This window comes from Microvirga sp. CF3016 (assembly GCF_036314085.1).
In the GTDB taxonomy this organism is placed as follows: domain Bacteria; phylum Pseudomonadota; class Alphaproteobacteria; order Rhizobiales; family Beijerinckiaceae; genus Microvirga.
In genome coordinates, this window is sequence record NZ_JAYGGM010000011.1 from 1 (window position 1) to 18,456 (window position 18,456).

Below are 18,456 nucleotides of genomic sequence, written 5' to 3' on the forward strand. Positions count from 1 at the left end.
CACCCTCTCGGAGCAAGAACGCGCATCTCTCCAAGAAATGCTAGGGCGGGTTATCAGCGCCAACGAAGCTCGGCGAGCGTCGCATTAGAGCAGTGCTCTCGGCGGAGGCCTCGCGAAGACTCGGCAGCTCTATTCCCCTGTTCGAATTCTCGCACATACTCGACCCTAAGCAGTCCTTCCGCCAAGGCAGCGCGTTGAAGGCGACTTGCTCCCTTAACGCCGTGAAGGGGCACGATTGCAGCCGCGGAACGTTCCAGGAGCGATCATCATGGTGTGTACCAGATCGGCGAGGTGTAGGCGCGCTCCGTGATGGTCATGGCGGTGCCGGGCAACGGCTTGGTTCCGAAGCGCTTCGCGTCATAGGCAGTCCAGCGCGGCGTCGGGATCTCGATCACCCGGCCGTAATAGAAGGCTGGTTGACTCGGATCGAAATCCGGGTCTGTCCAGACCGTGGCCAGTTCGGGCGCGCCGGTGGTGTTGGTCCAGGTGGCGTTTGGCACGTCGACGGTGTCGCCGACCGGAGGCAGCTTGCCATCCCCGCCGGGCCTGCGCCGCTCGGCACCGGCCCAGGCAACGTCATAAACCTTCTCTTCGAGCTTGCCGTCCCTGGTGAGCCAGCCCTTGACGATCTGGTAGCGGTCGAGGTTCGCCCCAATCGGATCCTTCAGCGCTGCCACCAGGAAGGTAGGCGACTTACCCTGCGGCGCCGTACGCAGGTCGCCGCCCATCGGCACGCCCTTGGTGTAGCCGGTCTGTGCGGGAAGACGGCTGTTGGCGTCCTGCGCGACGAAGTCCCACCCGCCGAAGAACCGTACGAGCATCCTCGGGCCGGTCGTGGCGTAGGTCTCCCGGCGCTGCATGGCGTCCCAGAGCGAAGCCCGGGTGTTCTCGGTGGCCCACACCGCAGCATATCCTGCCGAGGAAACCTCCCAGTCCTTGATCGACTTGCCGGTCACAGGATTGGCCATGAAGGTTGCCGCCAGGCGTTCCGGACCAGGCTCGCCCGCGCTGATCTTGCCAAAGAAGTTCTCCTCTTCGGCGGTCGAAAGTCCCGTATGCGAGTCGGTGCTGCCGACCATCCCGAACTTGTAGGGGTTCGTGCCAAGCTCCTGTTCCAGCTTGAGGCCGTTCTTCAGCGCCGAGCGGGCGTACTCGAACTCCAGCATCTCGGGCGTCTTCGCGACGCTCAGGTCGAGATTGCCTTTGTCCCAGATCTCGAAATTGGCAAACTCGTCGGTGGGTGACAGCAGCGGATGGGCCTCGCCCGTGCCTTTCATCTGGGTCACCTCGTAAAGCCGCTCCCAGCGTGCGCGGGTCTCGGCATACTCGCGATCCACTGGCCTGCCGGTGAAGGACTCGATGATCGGAAACATCGTGCCATTGCTCAGATTGCCGTTGTGGGCGATGGCCAGCATCCTTCCGCCCGTCTTCTCCTCGTAGGCGGCCATCCACTTCCACAGGTCGCGCGGGTTGTCGCTGCCGAGCGGCTTCATCGTCGTGAACGGTTCGACTTGGCCAGCCTTATCGGCATTGTCCCGAAAGATGACGTTGCGATGGAGGTTGTTGCCGCCGGTGTTCGAGGTCCACTCGAAACCGATGAAGGCGGTGAAGCGTCCCGGATCGTTGTAGGCTTCCGCCGCGGCGATGTTCTCCTGCCAGGCGCCTCGGTACGTCGGTGTGCCCGGCACGGGGAAGATGGCCTTCGAGATCGTTCCCTTGCTGAAGTTGCCGATGATGTCCATGGCGACGTCCGCACCTTGCCCGGCAAGGATCATCTCGTTCCACTTCCGTCCCTGCGGATCGGCCATGATCGTCGGGTCGCCGCTCAGGACCATTGGGAAGAAGCCGAAGCCATCGGAGTGGTCGGCGACGACCAGGAAATCGAGCGGGCGTGACAGTTTGACGGGCTGCCCGCTCGACGCCGTGACCTCCTCGCCTTGCGCGAACCGAAGGGCATCGCGGGGAGTGAGGCGCGCACCGGCCGCGCCGGCGTCCATCGAGAACGACGTGTGCAGGTGCGTGTCGCCGAAGAAAGGGCGAGACGGAAAATTGCGCCCCGCATAGGGGGAGTACGCAGGCTTCGTGGGAAATAACTTTTCGAGTTGCTGCTTCGTAGACGTTCCCGAGTCTGTGGTGACTGCGTCCTGACCCGTCGCCGGTAGCGCACCCGCCACCGCGAGCAGGCCTGCGAGCAGCGTCCGTTGCGATGACGTTCTCTTCATGTGTCGTCTCCCTCGGTTCGGCGGAACGGCTTCAGGTCAGAAGACGGCCACGCGTTGGATCACCCAGAACATCGCCAGACTTCCGGTGGCATAGGGTGGCACCAACCCTGTCCAGCGCGGCCAAGCCATCGAAATGCGGTGGGCGCCCGCCACGACAGCGAGCACGGCGGCGACGAACAGCAATTGGCCCGCCTCGACGCCGAGATTGAAGAACAGGAGCGCCACCGGGATGTAGCCTTCCGGCAGGCCGACCTCGCTCAGCGCCCCGGCGAAGCCGAACCCGTGCAGCAGGCCGAAGATGAAGGCGACGATCCACGGCATCTGCGCCGCGAGACCCGCACGGCCCCGTTGGGCCTGCACGATCTCGGCCGCCACGAACACGATGCTGAGCGCGATCACCGCCTCGACAGGTCTGGAGGGCACATGGACGGTGCCCAGCGTCGCCAGCCCGAGCGTGATGCTGTGCGCGACTGTGAACGCCGTCACCGTCTTCATCAGCCGCCACGTCCCTTTCGTCAGCAGCAGCAGGGCCAGCACGAACAGCAGATGGTCGATGCCCGTCAGAATGTGTTCGATCCCGAGCGTCAGGTAGGTGCCGGCCACGCTCCAGGCGTTTGGCCGGGCGGGAATGAGAGACCCGGGCTGCCGCGGTGTGAGGCGCTCGACCCACGTGCTGCCGTCCAGAAAGGCGATGCGGACGAGCGCGTCCGTGAGGGTGGTCTCCAGGCCGGCGATGCGCAGGGTTTCCCCGCGCAGGCTCTCGGCCCGCAGGCGCCAGGTCTGCACAGCAGCGTCGCCCGTCCTCTGCGTCGCGACGGGGGTTAGCGCCTCCACCGGGCCGGAGAAGACGGGCTCCAGCGCCAGGCGCATCTCGCCGAGCATCGGCGTCTTCCACAGCACACTGAACTCGCCGGGTCGGTCCTCGCGCACATCGAGATAGGCAGGCCTGACCTCGTGCGCTCGGCCCGGGAGCGGCGCCAGCAGTGCTGCCAGGGCAACCAGAATCGGGAGCCACCTCATGGCCGGACCTTCACTTGGCTCGCGAGGGGGCCAAGCCACGGGCGCACGGAGGGATCGACCACAACATGGTACTTCCGCATCAGGCCATGGAGAAGCTGCGACTGAGCCGCCTGCTGCCTCTGGCGGCGCCATTCCTCCGCCAAGTGTTCGCGGACCTCCGCAAACGGCCGCACCTGAGGCGGCGACACTGCCGTGACCTTCACCAGATGCAGCCCATACCCGGACTCGATAGGGCCCGACCAGCGTCCGGCCGGAAGAGCCAGGACGGCCTGCGCGAAGGCAGTACCGAACAGGTTGCCGAGTGCCGGCTCGTCCTGGTCCGAGAACGTGTCACCCAGCAGTAGGCGATCTCCCTGTCCCGAGGCTATAACATCGTCGGACAGGGCCGCGAGGGTCGCCCGGGCGCGGCCGTCCCCATTGCCGCGTCGGAAGAAGACCTGCGTGAAGGACACTCGTGCTGGCGTGCGGACGAGATCTGGCTGCGTCTCGTAGAGGCCGCGCAGCTCGACGTCGGGCGGTTCTGCGGTGCGGATCGTGTCGTCAATAAGGAACGCCATCTTCTGCGCCAGTCGGCGGCGGACGATGGTGTCGTCAATGTCGAGTTCCAGCGCCTTGGCCTCGTGGGCCAGCACTTCTTCCTTCAGATGATCATTGACGAGACCCGTGAGTTCCTCATCAGTCGGCGGGCGGCGCCACTGGCGCGTCCACATTCCCTTAAGCCATTCGGCATCGGCGGCGGTCATGCGGATGACAGGCTGCGACCCGGCTTCCTGGTGAGTGGGCCCGAAGGCGGAATAGGCCGCGAACATCAATCCGCCCAGCACGACGAAGTGCAGGAGCGGTTCCTTCAGCAGCCTCATGGATCACACTCCCGGCTACCCCTACTGTGACCCTATTGTAGGCTTTTGCTTGTCCGTTTGGTGCGCCGGCTTGGCAATTTCGGATAGTCGTCAGGGTTCTTGTCCTGACGGGGCTGCGTGCCCGGGGCGATCACATCGAAACCGTCCTCACGTGCTTACCTGTCGCCGAGGTTTCCGTTGGCACGTGGGGACGCCGCCACTGCCAGGGCCGACCATAGGCAAGCGGTAGCAACGCGAAGATCTCGTCATGGCACATGCCGGAAGTAACCCGAATGTCGGTTCAACCGCGAATACCGGACGTTCGCGAAGGGCAGGTGATCTCGTGAGTTGAACCGTGGCCGACATTCATTGGCCCCAAGTCCATGACATGACAGCTCCAAGGAGCATCCCGCTGGGAGGCCATCATGCCGCGACGACATCACGGTGCGTGCCTGAGTCTATCCCTGGCCTTCCTGTGGGGTGGCGCTGCCGCCGCATCCGAGACCACATTCGACCTTGCCCTCGTGCTCGCCGTGGATGTGTCGTCCTCGATGGCGCCAGCCGAGCAGTCGCTCCAGCGCTTGGGCTTCATCGAGGCGTTTCGATCCCCGGCGGTCCATAAGGCCATCGCGCGGGGAGCCCTCGGCCGCATCGCCGTCGCTTATGTCGAATGGTCAGGAGCCGATGAGCAGACCGTTCTCGTGCCGTGGACCGTGATCGATGGTCCGGACGCGGCGCGGACCTTCGCGTCCGAGCTCAAGCGCCAGCCGATCCAGCAGGCAGGTATGACCTCGATCTCCGGCGTGATCGGCTTCAGCATGAGGCTTTTCGCGGATCTCGCGGACAGGCCGACGCGGCGGGTGATCGATATTTCGGGTGACGGCCCGAACAACGATGGTCCCAAGGTCGGATTCATGCGCGATCATGCCGTGGCCGAGGGCATCACGATCAATGGGCTGCCAATCCAGATCCCGGGGATGGTGAGCGCCTGGGAGTTCGGTGACCTGGACCGCGCACTGCTCGGCCTTGCGGTTGCGTCCACACTGGTCCGACAGGGCGAGGCGCCGCGCAAAGTTCCAGCGCGCCTGAAGGTCAGAAAATCGTCCTGGGCGCCCGTCGCGTGGACCATACGAAGCGCGAGACGGCGATCCCGAACTACACGACGGTTTTGATGCGGGGCAACATCTACCAGCCGGGTGCAGACACCAGCGGCTCAACCATGCCCAACGACATGGTCTGCCACATGCTGGAGGGCGAGCCCACCGCCAACACGGGCTCGGGCGACACCGTCTACAGGAAGGGCGATGTGTGGTCATGCGCGAAGGGCATGCCCGAGTACAGCGAGAACACCGGCACCATGGTCGCGATCATGCGGATGATCGACCTGCTGCCGGCCTAGCAAAAACCGCCGCCACGGTGGGACAATCTGTCTTCCCGACGATGCGATGACTGGTGTTCAGATCGCATCTGACAACGGCAAGGAGGAACCGATGACCTTGACCATACTCATCCGCGCAGCCGCCCTGGCCGCCCTGTTCGCGGGCGGCATGACGGCAACAGCTTCCGCGCAAACCGCCGCAGCCGATCCGCACCATCCCGAGACGATGCTCACGCAGGCGATGCCACCGTCCGGCATGATGGGTCAGGGAACGACGGGCGAGGGGATGATGGGTCACCGCATGATGGGCATGGCCGGACCCGCGCCGATGAAGATCTTCTTCGCCATTGCCGATGCGAACGGCGACGGCGGGCTCTCCTTCGACGAGGTGACCGCTATTCACAAGCGGATCTTCGATAGGGTCGACGCCAACAAGGACGGCAAGGCCATGCCCGAAGAGATCCAGGCCTTCATGCGGGAGTAGCCCACGTCAACGCATCGCGGCTCGGGCGGCGGGATTGATCTTCATCCCCCGCCGCAGATCAGGCGTTCCTTATCTGTGAGGAAAAGCCTCACGGATGTTCAACGTCTGCATCCTCTCCAACCGGACCTGGAGGCCACGATGCCTGACGCGCGGCAGGAGCACTGGAACACCATCTTCACGACCAAGGCCGAAGAGGCGGTAAGCTGGTACCAGGCGACACCGGGAACCTCCCTGCGCCTGATCCGCGCCTGCGGTCTTCCCAAGAACGCAAGCATCCTCGACGTTGGGGCAGGAGCCTCGCACCTGCCGGATGCCCTTCTTGCCGAAGGGTTCAGCACCATCGCCGTGCTCGACATCTCGGCCGCCGCCCTGGCGCAGACCAAGGCCCGCCTTGGCGACAGTGGGCGAGCGGTCCGCTTCATCGTGGCCGATCTGGCGAAATGGCACCCCGACCTCACCATCGACCTTTGGCACGACCGGGCGGTCCTGCACTTCCTGACCGAGCCGCAGGACCGGGCCGCCTATGCGGACGCGCTCCGCCGGGCGCTGCAACCGGGAGGCTTCGCCCTGATCGCAGGCTTTGCCCCGAACGGGCTCGAGCGCTGCAGCGGCCTGCCTGTGCTGCGGGCCGACCAGCATGTCATCGGAGCCCTTCTCGGTCCTGAATTCGATCTGCTTGAGGCATTCGAAGAGGACCACCAGACGCCCTCCGGCGGCCGCCAGCGGTTCGTGTTCACCCGGTTCCGCCGGCGTTGGTCGAAGTCGGCTTGAACAGCCCGGGCCAGCTTCGGCAGAGTGCCCCTGGAACATGGGGACGCGGCATGGGCTTGCGTGTGCTTCAGTTTCTCGCAGTCGTGTTGACCGCCCTCGCTCTGATCCCGGCCGGAGCGCACCTGTTCGAGCTGCCGAACAAGTTCGATCTGCCACGGGACGCCTATCTGACTGTCCAAGGTATCTATGCCGGTTGGGCCCTATTCGGCGTCATCGATTTGGCCGCACTTATCATGAATGCCGTCCTGGCGATCGGGCTGCGCCGGCAACGTCCGGCTGTCTACTATGCCGTGGCTGCCGCCCTCTGCTTCGTCGTCGTCTTCATGTGGACGTTCCCAGCCAACCAAGCGACCGCCAACTGGACGGACATGCCGGACAACTGGAGCGAGTTGCGCCGGCAGTGGGAGTACTCACACGCCGCGAATGCAGTCGTGATGCTCATCGCGCTTTGTTCGGTGACGCTGGCGGTGATCACGTCGACATGGTGGGACGGGACGTCATCCAGAGCAGACCATTTTTTTGAGGCTTTGGAACAGGGCCAGTCTCACTGCCGTGAGCGCAGCCTCGATCAGTCTCCGCGCGCTCGGCTCACGATGCCGAATTGCTCACGCGTTATCGCCGTGAATGGCCGCGATGACGGCATCCGTGACCTGACGGGTCGTGGCCGAGCCACCGAGGTCCGGCGTATGCAAGGATGGATCGGCCGTCACCCGTTCGATGGCCCGCATGAGACGCTCGGCGGCCGGCTTCTCGCCAAGATGCTCCAGCATCATCGTGGCCGTCCAGAACGTGCCGACCGGATTGGCGATGCCCTTGCCCGTGATGTCGAAGGCCGAACCGTGGATCGGCTCGAACATCGACGGGAACTTCCGCTCCGGGTTGAAGTTCGCTGTCGGCGCAATGCCGAGCGATCCTGCCAGCGCGGCCGCGAGATCCGACAGGATGTCGGCATGCAGGTTCGTCGCCACGATCGTGTCGAGGCTCTGGGGTTTGAGGGTCATGCGCATGGTCATGGCATCGACCAGCATCTTGTCCCAGGTCACGTCCGGGAATTCCTGCGCCACCTCGGCGGCGATCTCGTCCCACATCACCATGCCGTGGCGCTGAGCGTTCGACTTGGTCACGACGGTCAGCAGCTTTCGCGGACGCGAGCGTGCCACCGCAAAGGCAAAGCGCATGATCCGGGTGACGCCGGCCCGGGTGAAGATCGACACCTCCGTCGCCACCTCTTCCGGCAATCCCCGGTGCGAGCGCCCGCCCTGGCCGGCGTATTCGCCTTCCGAGTTCTCGCGCACGATCACCCAGTCGAGATCCTTCGCCGCCACGTTGCGCAGTGGTCCTTCGATCCCAGGCAGGATGCGCGTGGGGCGCACGTTCGCGTATTGATCGAAGGGCTGGCAGATCGCGAGGCGCAGACCCCACAGCGTGACGTGATCGGGAACGTCCGGCGCGCCGACCGCGCCGAAATAGATCGCGTCGAATCCTTTCAGCGTCTCGCGACCGTTCTCGGGCATCATGATGCCGTGCTTCTTGTAGTAGTCAGAGCCCCAGTCGAAGGCTTCGAAGTCGAGCGTGAAGCCGCCGTCGCGGGCTGCCAGGGCCTGAAGAACCTCGACGCCGGCCGCGATCACTTCCTTGCCGATTCCATCGCCGGGAATCGCAGCGATCTTGTAGCTGTTCATGATGATACCTGGTGTTGTCGGCCGCCGACACGTGGCGGCCGATGATCGATATTGGCCGTAACTGACCTAGCCGAGAGCGTCGGCCACGGCCTTGCCCGTGGTCTCGGTTCCTGCGTTCCCGCCGAGGTCGCGGGTGCGCAGGGTCCGCTCACTCAGCACATCCTCGATCGCCTGGACGATGGCGGCAGCCGCGTCCCCTTCACCCAGATGCTCCAGCATCATGGCGCCAGCCCAGATCTGTCCGATGGGATTGGCAATCCCCTGCCCGGCAATGTCGGGCGCCGAACCATGAACCGGCTCGAACAGCGAAGGAAAATTGCTACCGGGATTGATGTTGCCCGAGGGCGCAATACCGATGGTGCCCGTGCAGGCCGGTCCGAGATCGGACAGGATATCGCCGAAAAGGTTCGAGGCGACGACCACGTCGAACCAGTCGGGATGCAGCACGAAATGGGCCGTGAGGATGTCGATGTGGTACTTGTCCCAACGGACGTCCGGGTAACGCTTGGCCATCTCCTCCACGCGCTCGTCCCAATAGGGCATCGTGATCGAGATGCCGTTCGACTTCGTGGCCGAGGTCAGATGCTTCTTGGGCCGCTTCTGGGCTAGGTCGAAGGCGAATTGCAGCACCCGGTCGACGCCGATGCGCGTCATCACGGTTTCCTGGATGACGACCTCGCGGTCCGTGCCGGGGAACATCTTGCCGCCGATGGATGAGTACTCGCCCTCGGTGTTCTCGCGAACGACCCAGAAGTCGATGTCGCCGGGCTTGCGGTTGGCGAGCGGCGTCGGCACGCCGGGCATCAGGCGCACCGGCCGCAGGTTGATGTATTGGTCGAACTCGCGCCGGAACTGCAGCAAGGATCCCCACAGGGAGACATGATCCGGGATTTTCTCCGGCCAGCCGACGGCTCCGAAGAAAATCGCGTCGTGCGAGCCGATCTGCTCCTTCCAGTCCTCCGGCAGCATGCGACCGTGCTTGGCGTAGTAGTCGTAGGAGGAGAAGTCGAAATGATCGAGCTGCAGGTCGAAGCCGAATTTTTTCGCCGCCGCCTCCAGAACCCGCACGCCTTCGGGCGTCGTTTCCTTGCCGATGCCGTCGCCGGGAATGACCGCCAGCCGATAACGCTTCTTTTGATCCGATGCCATGTAAGACCCTGCTCCTCAGCCATGAATGCTCCGAACACGGACGCGAACTTTTGGGTTCGCCCGCATCCGCCTTCGGTTGCTACTGTCCCGTAACGCCCGAGGCCTTGATGACCGGGACCCATTTGTCAATCTCGGAGCTCACGAGCCTGCCGAGCGCCTCGGGCGTCTGGCCCGCTTCGTCCGGGAGTTCGGCGCCGAGGTCGAGGAGGCGCTTGCGCGTGGTCTCATCCTTGAGAGCTGCCTTGGCGGCGGCATTCAGCTTCGTGACGATTTCCTTGGACGTTCCCTTCGGGGCGAAGAGCGCGTTCCAACCGGTTGCCTGGAACTGCGGCAGCCCCTGCTCGGCCGAGGTCGGCACATCGGGGATGACCGGGAGCCGGTTCGGGACCGCGACGACCAGACCGTTGGCCTGCTTCGCCTGAACCGTCGGCACGATGGCGACGGTCTGATCGCAGACATAATCGACCTGACCGCCCAGGAGCGCGTTCAGGGCAGGACCCGAGCCGCGGAAGGGCACATGCTGGGGCTTCACGCCCAACAGGGATTCCAGGAACAGGCAGGTCAGGTGCGAAGTGGAACCCACGCCGCCCGAACCGTAGTTCATCTTGGGAGCATTGGCTTTCAGGTAAGCGATGAACGCCTTGAAGTCTTTGACCGGCAGGTCCTTCTTCGCAACCACGAGCATCGGTGTTGCGGCCGAGTTCATGATCGGCTCGAAGTCGGTGCGCGGATCGTAGGCCAGTTTAGGGTATAGCCCGACGCTGGCCGCCTGCGTTCCGAGGTTGCCCATCAGGATCGTGTAGCCGTCCGGCTCGGCCTTGGACACGCGGGTGACGCCGACGGTCCCGCCTGCTCCCGTGACGTTTTCGACCACGAACTGCTGCCCGAGCGTGCGGCTCATGTGATCGGCCATGAGGCGCGCCACCACGTCGGTCGTCCCGCCGGCGGCGAAGGGGACCACCAGAGTGATGGGCCGTGTCGGATAGGTCCCCTGGGCCTGTGCGCTTGCGGCGACGAAGCTGAGGGCCGCGGCCAGGGTGACGAGAGCTTTCTTCATAGACGTTTCCTTCCCTGAGAGTTCTTGCCCTGAGAGTTCTTGCCCTGAGAGTTCTTGTCGAAGGCCATCACGCCTCCCGCCTTCAAGCGAGGCTTGGCCTTTCGGTGCTTGCACCGTGAGGGCCCTGCGCATTCGCCCCTGGATGCCCCGCTTCTGGTGAGCGTCCGATTGGCTGCTTCTCTTGCCCGGAAGCTTCCATGGAAGTTGGCATGGAAGAAAGCTGGCTGTTATTCTGCCGATTGTCAACCATCCATTTATCCTTGCATGGAAGCTGCGCGGCAGGCATGGTGGAGTGGGAGGGCGCTATGGTGGACAAGCTGCAGGTGCGCGGGGCAGAGACTGCGCGAAAGCCGTCGCTGGTGGAGGATGCCTACCGGGCCTTGAAGGACGCGATCCGCGACAACGTCTTCCCGCCCGGTTATCAGGGGTCGGAGCAGGAGATCGCCCTCCGGCTCGGCATGAGCCGAACCCCGGTGCACGAAGCCATCATCCGCCTTCAGGAGGACGGGCTCGTCCGCGTGCTCTCCAAGCGCGGCGTGCAGGTTTGCCCGCTCGCTCCGGAGGATATTCGGGAGATCTACGACGTCATCATCGCCATCGAGGCGCGGGCTGCGGAGCTGCTGGCCGCCATGCCTTACGAGAACCGGCGTGGGATCGCCGACGAGCTCGAGGAAGCGACCGCACGCATGGAGCAGGCTCTTCGCAAAGACGATCTTCACGCTTGGGCCATCGCCGACGATCAGTTCCATCGCATCCTTGTCGAGCGATGCGGCAACAGCCGCATCCGCAGGATCGCCCAGACGATCACCGATCAAGCGCACCGGGCGCGCATGCTCACGCTCAAGCTCCGCCCGAAGCCGGCCGGATCGGTCGCAGCCCACAGAACCATTGCCGAGGCGATCCGGAAAGGACGGGTGGCGGAGGCTCACCAGCACGCTCGCCAGCATCGCATCGATGCCCGCGACGAGCTTCTTCCGCTCATCGAGAGCTTCGGCATCAAGCACCTGTAAGGCGCCCGACGGCGCTTACTCCGCAAGCTCGCGCATGACCTTGATCAGGTCCGACTTGCCCTCGAACCCGATGCCGGGAAGCTCCGGCATGACGATGTGGCCGTTCTCCACCCGCACGCTGTCCGGGAAGCCGCCATAGGGCTGGAACAGGTCCGGATAGCTCTCGTTGCCGCCCAGCCCGAGCCCCGCCGCGATGTTGAGGGACATCTGGTGCCCGCCATGCGGGATGCAACGGGACGGCGACCAGCCGAACTGCGCGAGCACGTCGAGGGTGCGCAGGTACTCCACCAGCCCATAGGCCAACGCACAATCGAACTGCAGCCAGTCGCGGTCCGGCCGCATGCCGCCGTAGCGCAGGAGATTGCGCGCATCTTGGTGCGAGAACAGGTTCTCGCCGGTCGCCATCGGGCCGGGATAGAATTCGGAGAGCGCGGCCTGGAGCGCGTAGTCGAGGGGATCCCCGGCCTCCTCGTACCAGAACAGCGGGTAATGGCGCAGCATCTTGGCATAGGCGATCGCCGTCTCAAGATCGAAACGTCCGTTCGCGTCAACGGCCAGCTGCGCCTGGGATCCGATCTCGGTGAGCACCGCTTCGATCCGACGCTGATCCTCGGCGATGGAAGCGCCGCCGATCTTCATCTTCACGACATTGTAGCCGCGGTCGAGGTAGCTGCGCATCTCGGCCCGCAGGGCGCCGTCGTCCTTGCCCGGGTAATAGTAGCCGCCGGCGGCATAGACGAAGACCCTCGGGTTGGCCTCACGACCCTGGCGATCCGCCAGCAAGCGGAAGAGCGGCTTGCCGGCGATCTTGGCCGTGGCATCCCAGATCGCCATGTCGAGGGTGCCGACCGCCACCGAGCGCTCGCCATGGCCGCCCGGCTTCTCGTTCTTCATCATCGTGGCCCAGATCTTGTGCGGATCGAGGTTGCCGCCGATGTCATCCAACAGGCTCTCAGGGGCGGCCTCGAGAATCCTGTCGCGGAAGCGCTCGCGGATGAGGCCGCCCTGTCCGTAGCGGCCATTCGAGTTGAACCCGTAGCCGACGACGCGGCGACCGTCGCGCACCACGTCGGTCACGACGGCGACGAGGCTCGTCGTCATCTTCGAGAAGTCGATATAGGCATTGCGGATCGGCGAGGCGATCGGCTGGGTAATTTCGCGGACATCGATGATGCGCATGGACAATCTTCTCGCGTTGGGATGATGCGGGGCGGATGTCTTCATACGCCTGGACACCGCCGACGGGCCAATGCCAAGATCGGTTCGCGTTATGCATGATCGGCATCGAGATGGACCTGACCTGGCTCGAGGATTTCCTGGTTCTGGCGGAGCAGAAGAACTTTTCCCGCGCTGCGGAGGCCCGCAACGTCTCGCAGCCGGCCTTCAGCCGGCGGATTCGCGCTCTCGAGGACTGGGCCGGAACGCCGCTCTTCGTGCGGGGCGCTCAGGGCGCCAGCCTGACGCGGGCGGGGCATCATTTCCGGCCCCTGGCGGAGGACCTGATGCGCAATCTGCATCGCGCCCGCCGCGAAACCCACTCCGTGGGCGAGCGAGAGACGGGATCGCTGTCGATTGCCGCGACGCACGCCCTGTCCTTCACCTTCTTCCCCGCATGGATCCGCCGGCACATGGGCGTCGAGACGCTCGGCACGCTCAACCTGATCTCGGACAGCATGGAAGCCTGCGAGCAGATCATGCTCGGGGGCGAAGTGCATTTCCTGCTCTGCCACTCCCACGCCGATGTGCCGACGCGCTTCGACGACAGCCGCTTCGAGAGCATCTGTGCGGGCAAGGATCTGCTGGTTCCGGTCTGCGCGCCGGATCCGGACGGCCGGCCCCTCTGGCCCCTTCCCGGTATACCCAACACGCCGGCGCGATTGCTCGCCTACAGCTCCGCATCCGGGCTTGGCCGCATCCTCGCAGCTCACCCGATCAGAAGCACCGAAGCGGTCAGGCTGGAGAGCGTCTTCACCTCGCACCTGGCCGCCACGCTGATGACCATGGCTCGCGAGGGACACGGCATCGCTTGGCTGCCCCTCGGCTTGGCCGAGGAGGATTTGACGCGCAAGCGGCTCGTGCGGGCTGGGCCGGACAGCTTCGACATCGCGGTCGAGATCCGTCTGTTCAGGTCGCCTGATTGCCGCAACCATGCCGCGGACGCCTTGTGGGAGCGCATTCTCGAACAGAGGGACGAAACCGATTAGGTGATGGTGGAACCGGCCATGCTCCTGAAGGGTCGACTCCTAACTGAAGATCCGCCATTCCTGCATTGCGTCAAACAGCCGGTTCGGATCGGCATCCTCAAGCGCCTGGATCTTCCTTTCGACCAGGTCGGCCAGGACGCTCCCCGGACTTGCCGCTCGCACCTCGCTGACGGCCTCTCTGATCTGCTTCAGATCCAAGGGCGACAGCGTCGCTCCTCCCTGCCCTTTGATCTCCTGGTTCAACGTCATGGATGATCCTCCGGTTGAGCCGACACAGCAACGAAAGGTGCGCTTGCAGGGATCAAGGTAGGCGTGGCCGTTTACCCGTTGCATTGCGGGAGAATTACAGTTCCGTAATGCAGCCGGCTAAATCGTGCGGACACGGAATCCGTTCGTGCGCGTCAGATGATGGAGTCCCGGCTGGGCTCACACGGCGGGCTTCAGGTCTCCCAAAACCGTCGGGATCAACTCCGCGACGGTCGGATGGATCGGGACCGCCCATTGCAGGGCCGGGTAGTCGACGCCGGCATTCATCATGTCGAGGACGCCGTGGATCGCCTCGTCGCCGCCGGTCCCGAGAATGGCCGCGCCGAGGATCTTCTTCGTATCGGCATCGGCGACGATCTTCATGAAGCCTTTGGTTTCGTCCTTCTCGATCGCGCGCCCGACCCGCGTCATCGGACGCTTGGAAACGAGAAGCTTGCGACCGGTCTTGCGCGCCTCCGTTTCCGTCATGCCGACACGACCGAGCGGCGGATCGATATAGAGCGCATAACCCAAAAGCCGGTCGCTCACCCGCCGCGACCCGCCGTCGAGCAGATTGGCGGCGACGATCTCGTAATCGTTGTAGGCGGTGTGGGTGAAGGCGCCGCGGCCGTTGCAGTCCCCCAGCGCCCAGATGCCGGGCACGTTCGTCGCGAGATGATCGTCGACGACGATCATGCCCCTTGCGTCGACCGCAACGCCGGCCCTGTCGAGGCCGAGGTCGTCCGTGTTGGGGCGGCGTCCGACGGCGAGCAGCACGTGCGAACCGACCACGACCGGTTCGCCGGAGGTGCAGTCGACATCGACCGCCACGCCGTCCGCATGCGGCTTGAAGCCGATGCAGGTGGCGTTGGTGCGGATGGTGATCCCTTCGCCGGTCAGGATGTCGCGAATGGCCTCGGATACATCCTCGTCCTCGCGGGCGATCAGGCGCGGTCCTTTCTCGACGACGGTCACCTGCGCGCCGAAACGGCGGTACATCTGCGCGAACTCAAGCCCGATATAGCTGCCGCCCACCACGACGAGGTGCCGGGGAAGCGTATCGAGCTGCAGGATCGACGTGTTGGTCAGATAGGAAACCGTATCGACGCCCGGCATGTCGGGGATGCTCGCGCGGCCGCCCACATTGAGAAAGATGCGCGGCGCCGTCAGCGTCTCTTCGCCGACACGGATCGTGTCCGGTCCCTCGAAACGGGCATGCCCTTCAAGGACGGTCAGGCCGTCCATGCCTCGGAGCCAGGTCTCGACATTCGTGCGCGCATTGGCCGAGACCGTGTCGGCGCGAGCCCTGACGCGCTTCATGTCGATGGCGATGGGGCTTGCGATGGACACGCCGTAATCCGCCCCCCTGCGGGCGAGATGCGCCGCATAGGCGCTCGCCACCAGGGTTTTCGTCGGCATGCATCCGGTGTTGACGCAGGTTCCGCCGAAAAGCTTGCGCTCGATGATGGCGACCTTCATGCCCGCCGCGGCTAGCCGCCCGGCGAGCGACGGCCCGGCCTGTCCGGCGCCGACCACGATGGCATCGAACGATTGGGTCATGGTACCGCTCCTACGATCAGCGCCGCTCCGAGGAGCGCAATGGCGTCCTCGATCAGGGCGGCGGGACGATCCTTGCCGAAGGCGGCCGCGAGGCGCGCCCGGCCTTCCGCTCCTCCAAGCGTGCCGATGATCCCGCCCACGGCTCCGGCCACGAGCCCGCCCAGGAAGGATCCGCCCTGGGCGGCAATCGCGCCGCCGCACAGGCCGCCGACGATGATCCGGGTTGCGAAGGGAAGCAGGGTCTTGCGACTGGGCGTGGTCGGCAGCTTGTCGCCGATCAGTTCACCGAGGGCGAGGACCGTCATGATCCAGGGCGTGAAGCGATAGCCCAAAAACGCGAGCCAGGTGCCCTCGAGATTGATGAGGCCAAGGTAGGCCGCCCAGCTGATGGCCGCGGGAGCTGTCATCGCACGCAAGCCGGCGATCACTCCGATCAGGAGCGCCAACACATAAACGACCATCGCTTTCCCCCGGGTACGTGCTCAAGCTTGCATAGGGACGGTGTCTTTTCAATCCTATGCGGGCGAGCATCGAGGCGCCGGCAAAGCAAATTTAACCATCCATCATGAAAGATGCCGCGAAGATGCACATGCGGGTATAAGGCTCGGCTTTAGGATCCCTCATCTCTCAACGGACGGCACCCATGGTAGCAATGCGGCATTGGTCGCTCCGGCAGCAGGTCACCCTGCTGGTCGGCGTGCTGTGCCTGGCGCTCGTGTGTGTCCTTGCTGCGGGAGCGGCCTATATCGCTCAGAGCCGTGTCCGGCAGATCGTCATGAGCAACGAAGCCCATGATGCGGCGCTCACGACGAGCACCCTGGATCGCGGCATGTTCGAACGCTACCGGGAAATCCGCAATCTCGCCGCCATGCCGCCCCTGAAGGACATCTGGAGGGGCGATCCGACGGTGATTCGCCAAGTGCTCGAGCAGTTGCGGACCTCGTATCCTGACTATGCCTGGATCGGCTATGTCACGCCCGAGGGAACGGTCCGGGCCGCGACGCAGGGCATGCTCGAGGGCCAGTCCGTTCAGGCACGTCCATGGTTCCAGGATGGCCTCAAGGGCCCCGCTGTCGGCGATGTGCACGAAGCCAAGCTCCTTGCCGCTCTTCTCGGTCCCGGGCCGAACAATGAGCCCTTCCGCTTCGTCGACGTCGCGGCGCCGGTTCGTGACGAGAGCGGCCGCGTGGTCGGTGTGATCGGCGCTCACCTAAGCTGGACCTGGGCGGAGGAGCGGCGCCAGACCATTCTCCGCAGCCAGGCTCGGTCGAATGGCAAATCGATCTGGATTCTCTCCGGCGACGGAACGATGCTCCTTGGCCCATCGATCGGCAGCAGGCCGTTCACGGACGAGCAGATCCGCGCGATGCGCCAAGCCAGGACGGGCGCCTTTGAGGATCCGTCTGGCCCTGAACCCATGCTGACCGGCTATGCCGTCGCCGACGGCTACAAAGATTACCCTGGACTCAACTGGATCGTGATCTCCCGCCAGCCTGACAGCATCGCGTTTGCTGCCACCAAGGGGATCGTCTGGACGATCATCGGTTTGGGATGCGTGATCGCATTGGCCGGCCTGATCTGCGCGCTTTTCATCGCGCGGGGCGTTGCCCGTCCCTTGCAGGCGATCATTCAGGCTGCGGACAAGATTGGCCGCGATCCAACAATCTCCCAGGTCCCCCGCGTGACAGGATCCTTGGAGATCATCAGGCTCTCGGCAGCACTCCGCTCGCTTCTCCGACGAGCCGGTGCGGCGGAGCAGCAGGTGATCGAGGTTGCCTCGCAGCGTGAGAAGGACGTGACCGCGCTTCGCCAGCTGGCCGAGACGGACGCCCTGTCCGGGCTCCTCAACCGTCGTGGCTTCAGCCTCCTGGCCGACGACGCTTTCACTCTCTCCCGACGCTCTGAACGTTCCCTGGCCGTCCTGCTCCTCGACATCGATCTCTTCAAGAGGGTCAACGACACCTACGGACATGCCGCCGGCGATGCCGTGATCCAGGCCGTCGGAACCGTTTTGACGAAGGCCCTGCGCTCCTCCGACATCATCGCCCGTTTCGGCGGCGAGGAGTTCATTGTTCTCATGCACGCGGTCGATGCGAATGGAATCATCACGGTAGCCCAGAATCTGCGCCGTGCGATCGAGGCTCTTTCGATCAAGCATCAGGACCAGAACCTGTCCGTCACCATCAGCGTCGGTGGCGCCATGGCCCGCCTCGAGGATCGGGATATTCAGGATGTCATCGAGCGGGCGGACGGGGCTCTCTACAAGGCCAAGGCGGCCGGACGAAACCGCGTCGTGGTCGACGGGTTGCAGATCCAGCTTGCCACGGCCGTCGCGTGAGCGGCGGCGCGTCATGCAGCCGAGAGAAGATGCTCGAGTGAGATGTCAGCGGGCGAGCGGCAGGAGCGCTCGCACCCGCGGATCGCGCAGCCAGAGGCCGGCCCACAGCGCGATTCCGAGATAGACGCCGAACAGCGTGTGGCTGAACGGCGGGCTGCCGATGCGCACATGGGTGGCGATAGCCCCGCCAAGATAGGCGGTGATCAGGATGGCTCCCAGGATCGACGTGCGGGGGTAGGCATAAAGCAAGGCGGACGCGATGAGCACGAGGCCGAGCGTGCGCCAGAGAGCGGGATCGGCCGGCCAGCCGAGCGGGACCGCCGTGTCGATCACCACCTGAAGCGGCACCAGCTTGATCGCGCCGTCGAACAGGAGGAAGAGGACGACGAGGCCGCTCAAGGCCCGCCCGGTCCAGACGCTTGCGCCGGTTCTGCTGTTGGCGTTCGGTGCCGCTGTGTAGGACGTCGTGGTCATTCGTTCGCTCCCTCTCGGCGTC

Annotated in this window: 18 protein-coding genes; 7 read left to right on the forward strand and 11 right to left on the reverse strand. The window is 64.7% G+C overall.

Annotated elements, in window-relative coordinates; translation table 11 throughout:
- Positions 1–266: 266 nt before the first annotated feature.
- From VB672_RS16600 to VB672_RS16610, 3 genes are read right to left on the reverse strand one after another with little or no spacing between them, the layout of a single operon-like run.
- Positions 267–2,222, reverse strand: coding sequence for a DUF3604 domain-containing protein (locus VB672_RS16600; RefSeq protein ID WP_329785312.1), 1,956 nt, complete (start codon positions 2,220–2,222; stop codon positions 267–269).
- Positions 2,223–2,258: 36 nt separating this feature from the next.
- Positions 2,259–3,242: a HupE/UreJ family protein gene (locus VB672_RS16605; RefSeq protein ID WP_329785313.1), complete on the reverse strand. Its 984-nt coding sequence runs from the start codon at positions 3,240–3,242 to the stop codon at positions 2,259–2,261.
- Positions 3,239–4,102 (reverse strand): peptidylprolyl isomerase, encoded by an 864-nt coding sequence (locus VB672_RS16610; protein ID WP_329785314.1) that lies wholly within the window; start codon positions 4,100–4,102, stop codon positions 3,239–3,241. The genes VB672_RS16605 and VB672_RS16610 overlap by 4 nt, the downstream gene beginning before the upstream one ends.
- Positions 4,103–4,506: 404 nt before the next feature.
- Between VB672_RS16610 and VB672_RS16615 the strand changes: the two genes are divergently transcribed.
- The 4 genes from VB672_RS16615 to VB672_RS16630 all read left to right on the forward strand — a co-directional run bounded on the left by VB672_RS16615 (position 4,507) and on the right by VB672_RS16630 (position 6,714).
- Positions 4,507–5,253 (forward strand): DUF1194 domain-containing protein, encoded by a 747-nt coding sequence (locus VB672_RS16615; RefSeq protein ID WP_329785315.1) that lies wholly within the window; start codon positions 4,507–4,509, stop codon positions 5,251–5,253.
- Entirely contained in the window at positions 5,202–5,480 is a 279-nt protein-coding gene (locus VB672_RS16620) for a hypothetical protein (RefSeq protein WP_329785316.1), read from the forward strand. The genes VB672_RS16615 and VB672_RS16620 overlap by 52 nt, the downstream gene beginning before the upstream one ends.
- Positions 5,481–5,571: 91 nt before the next feature.
- Positions 5,572–5,943, forward strand: coding sequence for an EF-hand domain-containing protein (locus tag VB672_RS16625; protein ID WP_329785317.1), 372 nt, complete (start codon positions 5,572–5,574; stop codon positions 5,941–5,943).
- A 138-nt stretch (positions 5,944–6,081) separates the two neighbouring features.
- Complete coding sequence (locus VB672_RS16630) at positions 6,082–6,714, forward strand: class I SAM-dependent methyltransferase (RefSeq protein ID WP_329785318.1); 633 nt, start codon at positions 6,082–6,084, stop codon at positions 6,712–6,714.
- 605 nt (positions 6,715–7,319) lie between these two features.
- Here the strand turns inward: VB672_RS16630 and VB672_RS16635 are convergent.
- The 3 genes from VB672_RS16635 to VB672_RS16645 all read right to left on the reverse strand — a co-directional run bounded on the left by VB672_RS16635 (position 7,320) and on the right by VB672_RS16645 (position 10,602).
- A complete protein-coding gene (locus VB672_RS16635; protein ID WP_329785319.1) occupies positions 7,320–8,396 on the reverse strand; it encodes a tartrate dehydrogenase in 1,077 nt (358 codons plus the stop codon).
- Between the two features lie 66 nt (positions 8,397–8,462).
- On the reverse strand, positions 8,463–9,545 hold the full coding sequence (locus VB672_RS16640; RefSeq protein WP_329785320.1) for a tartrate dehydrogenase: 1,083 nt from the start codon (positions 9,543–9,545) through the stop codon (positions 8,463–8,465).
- A 79-nt stretch (positions 9,546–9,624) separates the two neighbouring features.
- Positions 9,625–10,602: a tripartite tricarboxylate transporter substrate-binding protein gene (locus VB672_RS16645; RefSeq protein WP_329785321.1), complete on the reverse strand. Its 978-nt coding sequence runs from the start codon at positions 10,600–10,602 to the stop codon at positions 9,625–9,627.
- A gap of 305 nt (positions 10,603–10,907) precedes the next feature.
- Here VB672_RS16645 and VB672_RS16650 point away from each other — a divergent pair, with 305 nt between their 5' ends.
- Complete coding sequence (locus VB672_RS16650; RefSeq protein ID WP_329785322.1) at positions 10,908–11,612, forward strand: GntR family transcriptional regulator; 705 nt, start codon at positions 10,908–10,910, stop codon at positions 11,610–11,612.
- Between the two features lie 15 nt (positions 11,613–11,627).
- On the opposite strand, the gene VB672_RS16655 is transcribed toward VB672_RS16650, so the two are convergent.
- Entirely contained in the window at positions 11,628–12,797 is a 1,170-nt protein-coding gene (locus tag VB672_RS16655; protein WP_329785520.1) for a mandelate racemase/muconate lactonizing enzyme family protein, read from the reverse strand.
- 104 nt (positions 12,798–12,901) lie between these two features.
- Between VB672_RS16655 and VB672_RS16660 the strand changes: the two genes are divergently transcribed.
- Entirely contained in the window at positions 12,902–13,816 is a 915-nt protein-coding gene (locus tag VB672_RS16660) for a LysR family transcriptional regulator (RefSeq protein WP_329785521.1), read from the forward strand.
- Between the two features lie 39 nt (positions 13,817–13,855).
- Here VB672_RS16660 and VB672_RS16665 read toward each other — a convergent pair whose 3' ends face one another.
- The 3 genes from VB672_RS16665 to VB672_RS16675 form a co-directional block, all read right to left on the reverse strand.
- Entirely contained in the window at positions 13,856–14,065 is a 210-nt protein-coding gene (locus VB672_RS16665; RefSeq protein WP_329785323.1) for a hypothetical protein, read from the reverse strand.
- Between the two features lie 177 nt (positions 14,066–14,242).
- Positions 14,243–15,622, reverse strand: coding sequence for an FAD-containing oxidoreductase (locus VB672_RS16670; protein ID WP_329785324.1), 1,380 nt, complete (start codon positions 15,620–15,622; stop codon positions 14,243–14,245).
- Positions 15,619–16,083 carry a DUF4126 family protein gene (locus VB672_RS16675; protein WP_329785325.1) on the reverse strand — a complete coding sequence of 155 codons (465 nt, stop codon included), beginning with the start codon at positions 16,081–16,083 and terminating at the stop codon, positions 15,619–15,621. The genes VB672_RS16670 and VB672_RS16675 overlap by 4 nt, the downstream gene beginning before the upstream one ends.
- Positions 16,084–16,265: 182 nt before the next feature.
- On the opposite strand from VB672_RS16675, the gene VB672_RS16680 reads away from it, so the two are divergent.
- Positions 16,266–17,960 carry a sensor domain-containing diguanylate cyclase gene (locus tag VB672_RS16680; RefSeq protein WP_329785326.1) on the forward strand — a complete coding sequence of 565 codons (1,695 nt, stop codon included), beginning with the start codon at positions 16,266–16,268 and terminating at the stop codon, positions 17,958–17,960.
- A gap of 45 nt (positions 17,961–18,005) precedes the next feature.
- On the opposite strand, the gene VB672_RS16685 is transcribed toward VB672_RS16680, so the two are convergent.
- A complete protein-coding gene (locus VB672_RS16685; RefSeq protein ID WP_329785327.1) occupies positions 18,006–18,434 on the reverse strand; it encodes a DoxX family protein in 429 nt (142 codons plus the stop codon).
- Positions 18,435–18,456 lie beyond the last annotated feature (22 nt).

Excerpts from the sequence above, each read along its gene's own strand:
- VB672_RS16685 (WP_329785327.1), bottom strand. The coding sequence starts at position 18,434 with ATGACCACGACGTCCTACACAGCGGCACCGAACGCCAACAGCAGAACC.
- VB672_RS16630 (WP_329785318.1), top strand. The coding sequence starts at position 6,082 with ATGCCTGACGCGCGGCAGGAGCACTGGAACACCATCTTCACGACCAAG.
- VB672_RS16665 (WP_329785323.1), bottom strand. The coding sequence starts at position 14,065 with ATGACGTTGAACCAGGAGATCAAAGGGCAGGGAGGAGCGACGCTGTCG.
- VB672_RS16640 (WP_329785320.1), bottom strand. The coding sequence starts at position 9,545 with ATGGCATCGGATCAAAAGAAGCGTTATCGGCTGGCGGTCATTCCCGGC.
- VB672_RS16650 (WP_329785322.1), top strand. The coding sequence starts at position 10,908 with ATGGTGGACAAGCTGCAGGTGCGCGGGGCAGAGACTGCGCGAAAGCCG.
- VB672_RS16635 (WP_329785319.1), bottom strand. The coding sequence starts at position 8,396 with ATGAACAGCTACAAGATCGCTGCGATTCCCGGCGATGGAATCGGCAAG.
- VB672_RS16660 (WP_329785521.1), top strand. The coding sequence starts at position 12,902 with ATGGACCTGACCTGGCTCGAGGATTTCCTGGTTCTGGCGGAGCAGAAG.
- VB672_RS16605 (WP_329785313.1), bottom strand. The coding sequence starts at position 3,242 with ATGAGGTGGCTCCCGATTCTGGTTGCCCTGGCAGCACTGCTGGCGCCG.
- VB672_RS16600 (WP_329785312.1), bottom strand. The coding sequence starts at position 2,222 with ATGAAGAGAACGTCATCGCAACGGACGCTGCTCGCAGGCCTGCTCGCG.
- VB672_RS16610 (WP_329785314.1), bottom strand. The coding sequence starts at position 4,102 with ATGAGGCTGCTGAAGGAACCGCTCCTGCACTTCGTCGTGCTGGGCGGA.
- VB672_RS16625 (WP_329785317.1), top strand. The coding sequence starts at position 5,572 with ATGACCTTGACCATACTCATCCGCGCAGCCGCCCTGGCCGCCCTGTTC.
- VB672_RS16615 (WP_329785315.1), top strand. The coding sequence starts at position 4,507 with ATGCCGCGACGACATCACGGTGCGTGCCTGAGTCTATCCCTGGCCTTC.
- VB672_RS16670 (WP_329785324.1), bottom strand. The coding sequence starts at position 15,622 with ATGACCCAATCGTTCGATGCCATCGTGGTCGGCGCCGGACAGGCCGGG.
- VB672_RS16675 (WP_329785325.1), bottom strand. The coding sequence starts at position 16,083 with ATGGTCGTTTATGTGTTGGCGCTCCTGATCGGAGTGATCGCCGGCTTG.
- VB672_RS16645 (WP_329785321.1), bottom strand. The coding sequence starts at position 10,602 with ATGAAGAAAGCTCTCGTCACCCTGGCCGCGGCCCTCAGCTTCGTCGCC.
- VB672_RS16680 (WP_329785326.1), top strand. The coding sequence starts at position 16,266 with ATGGTAGCAATGCGGCATTGGTCGCTCCGGCAGCAGGTCACCCTGCTG.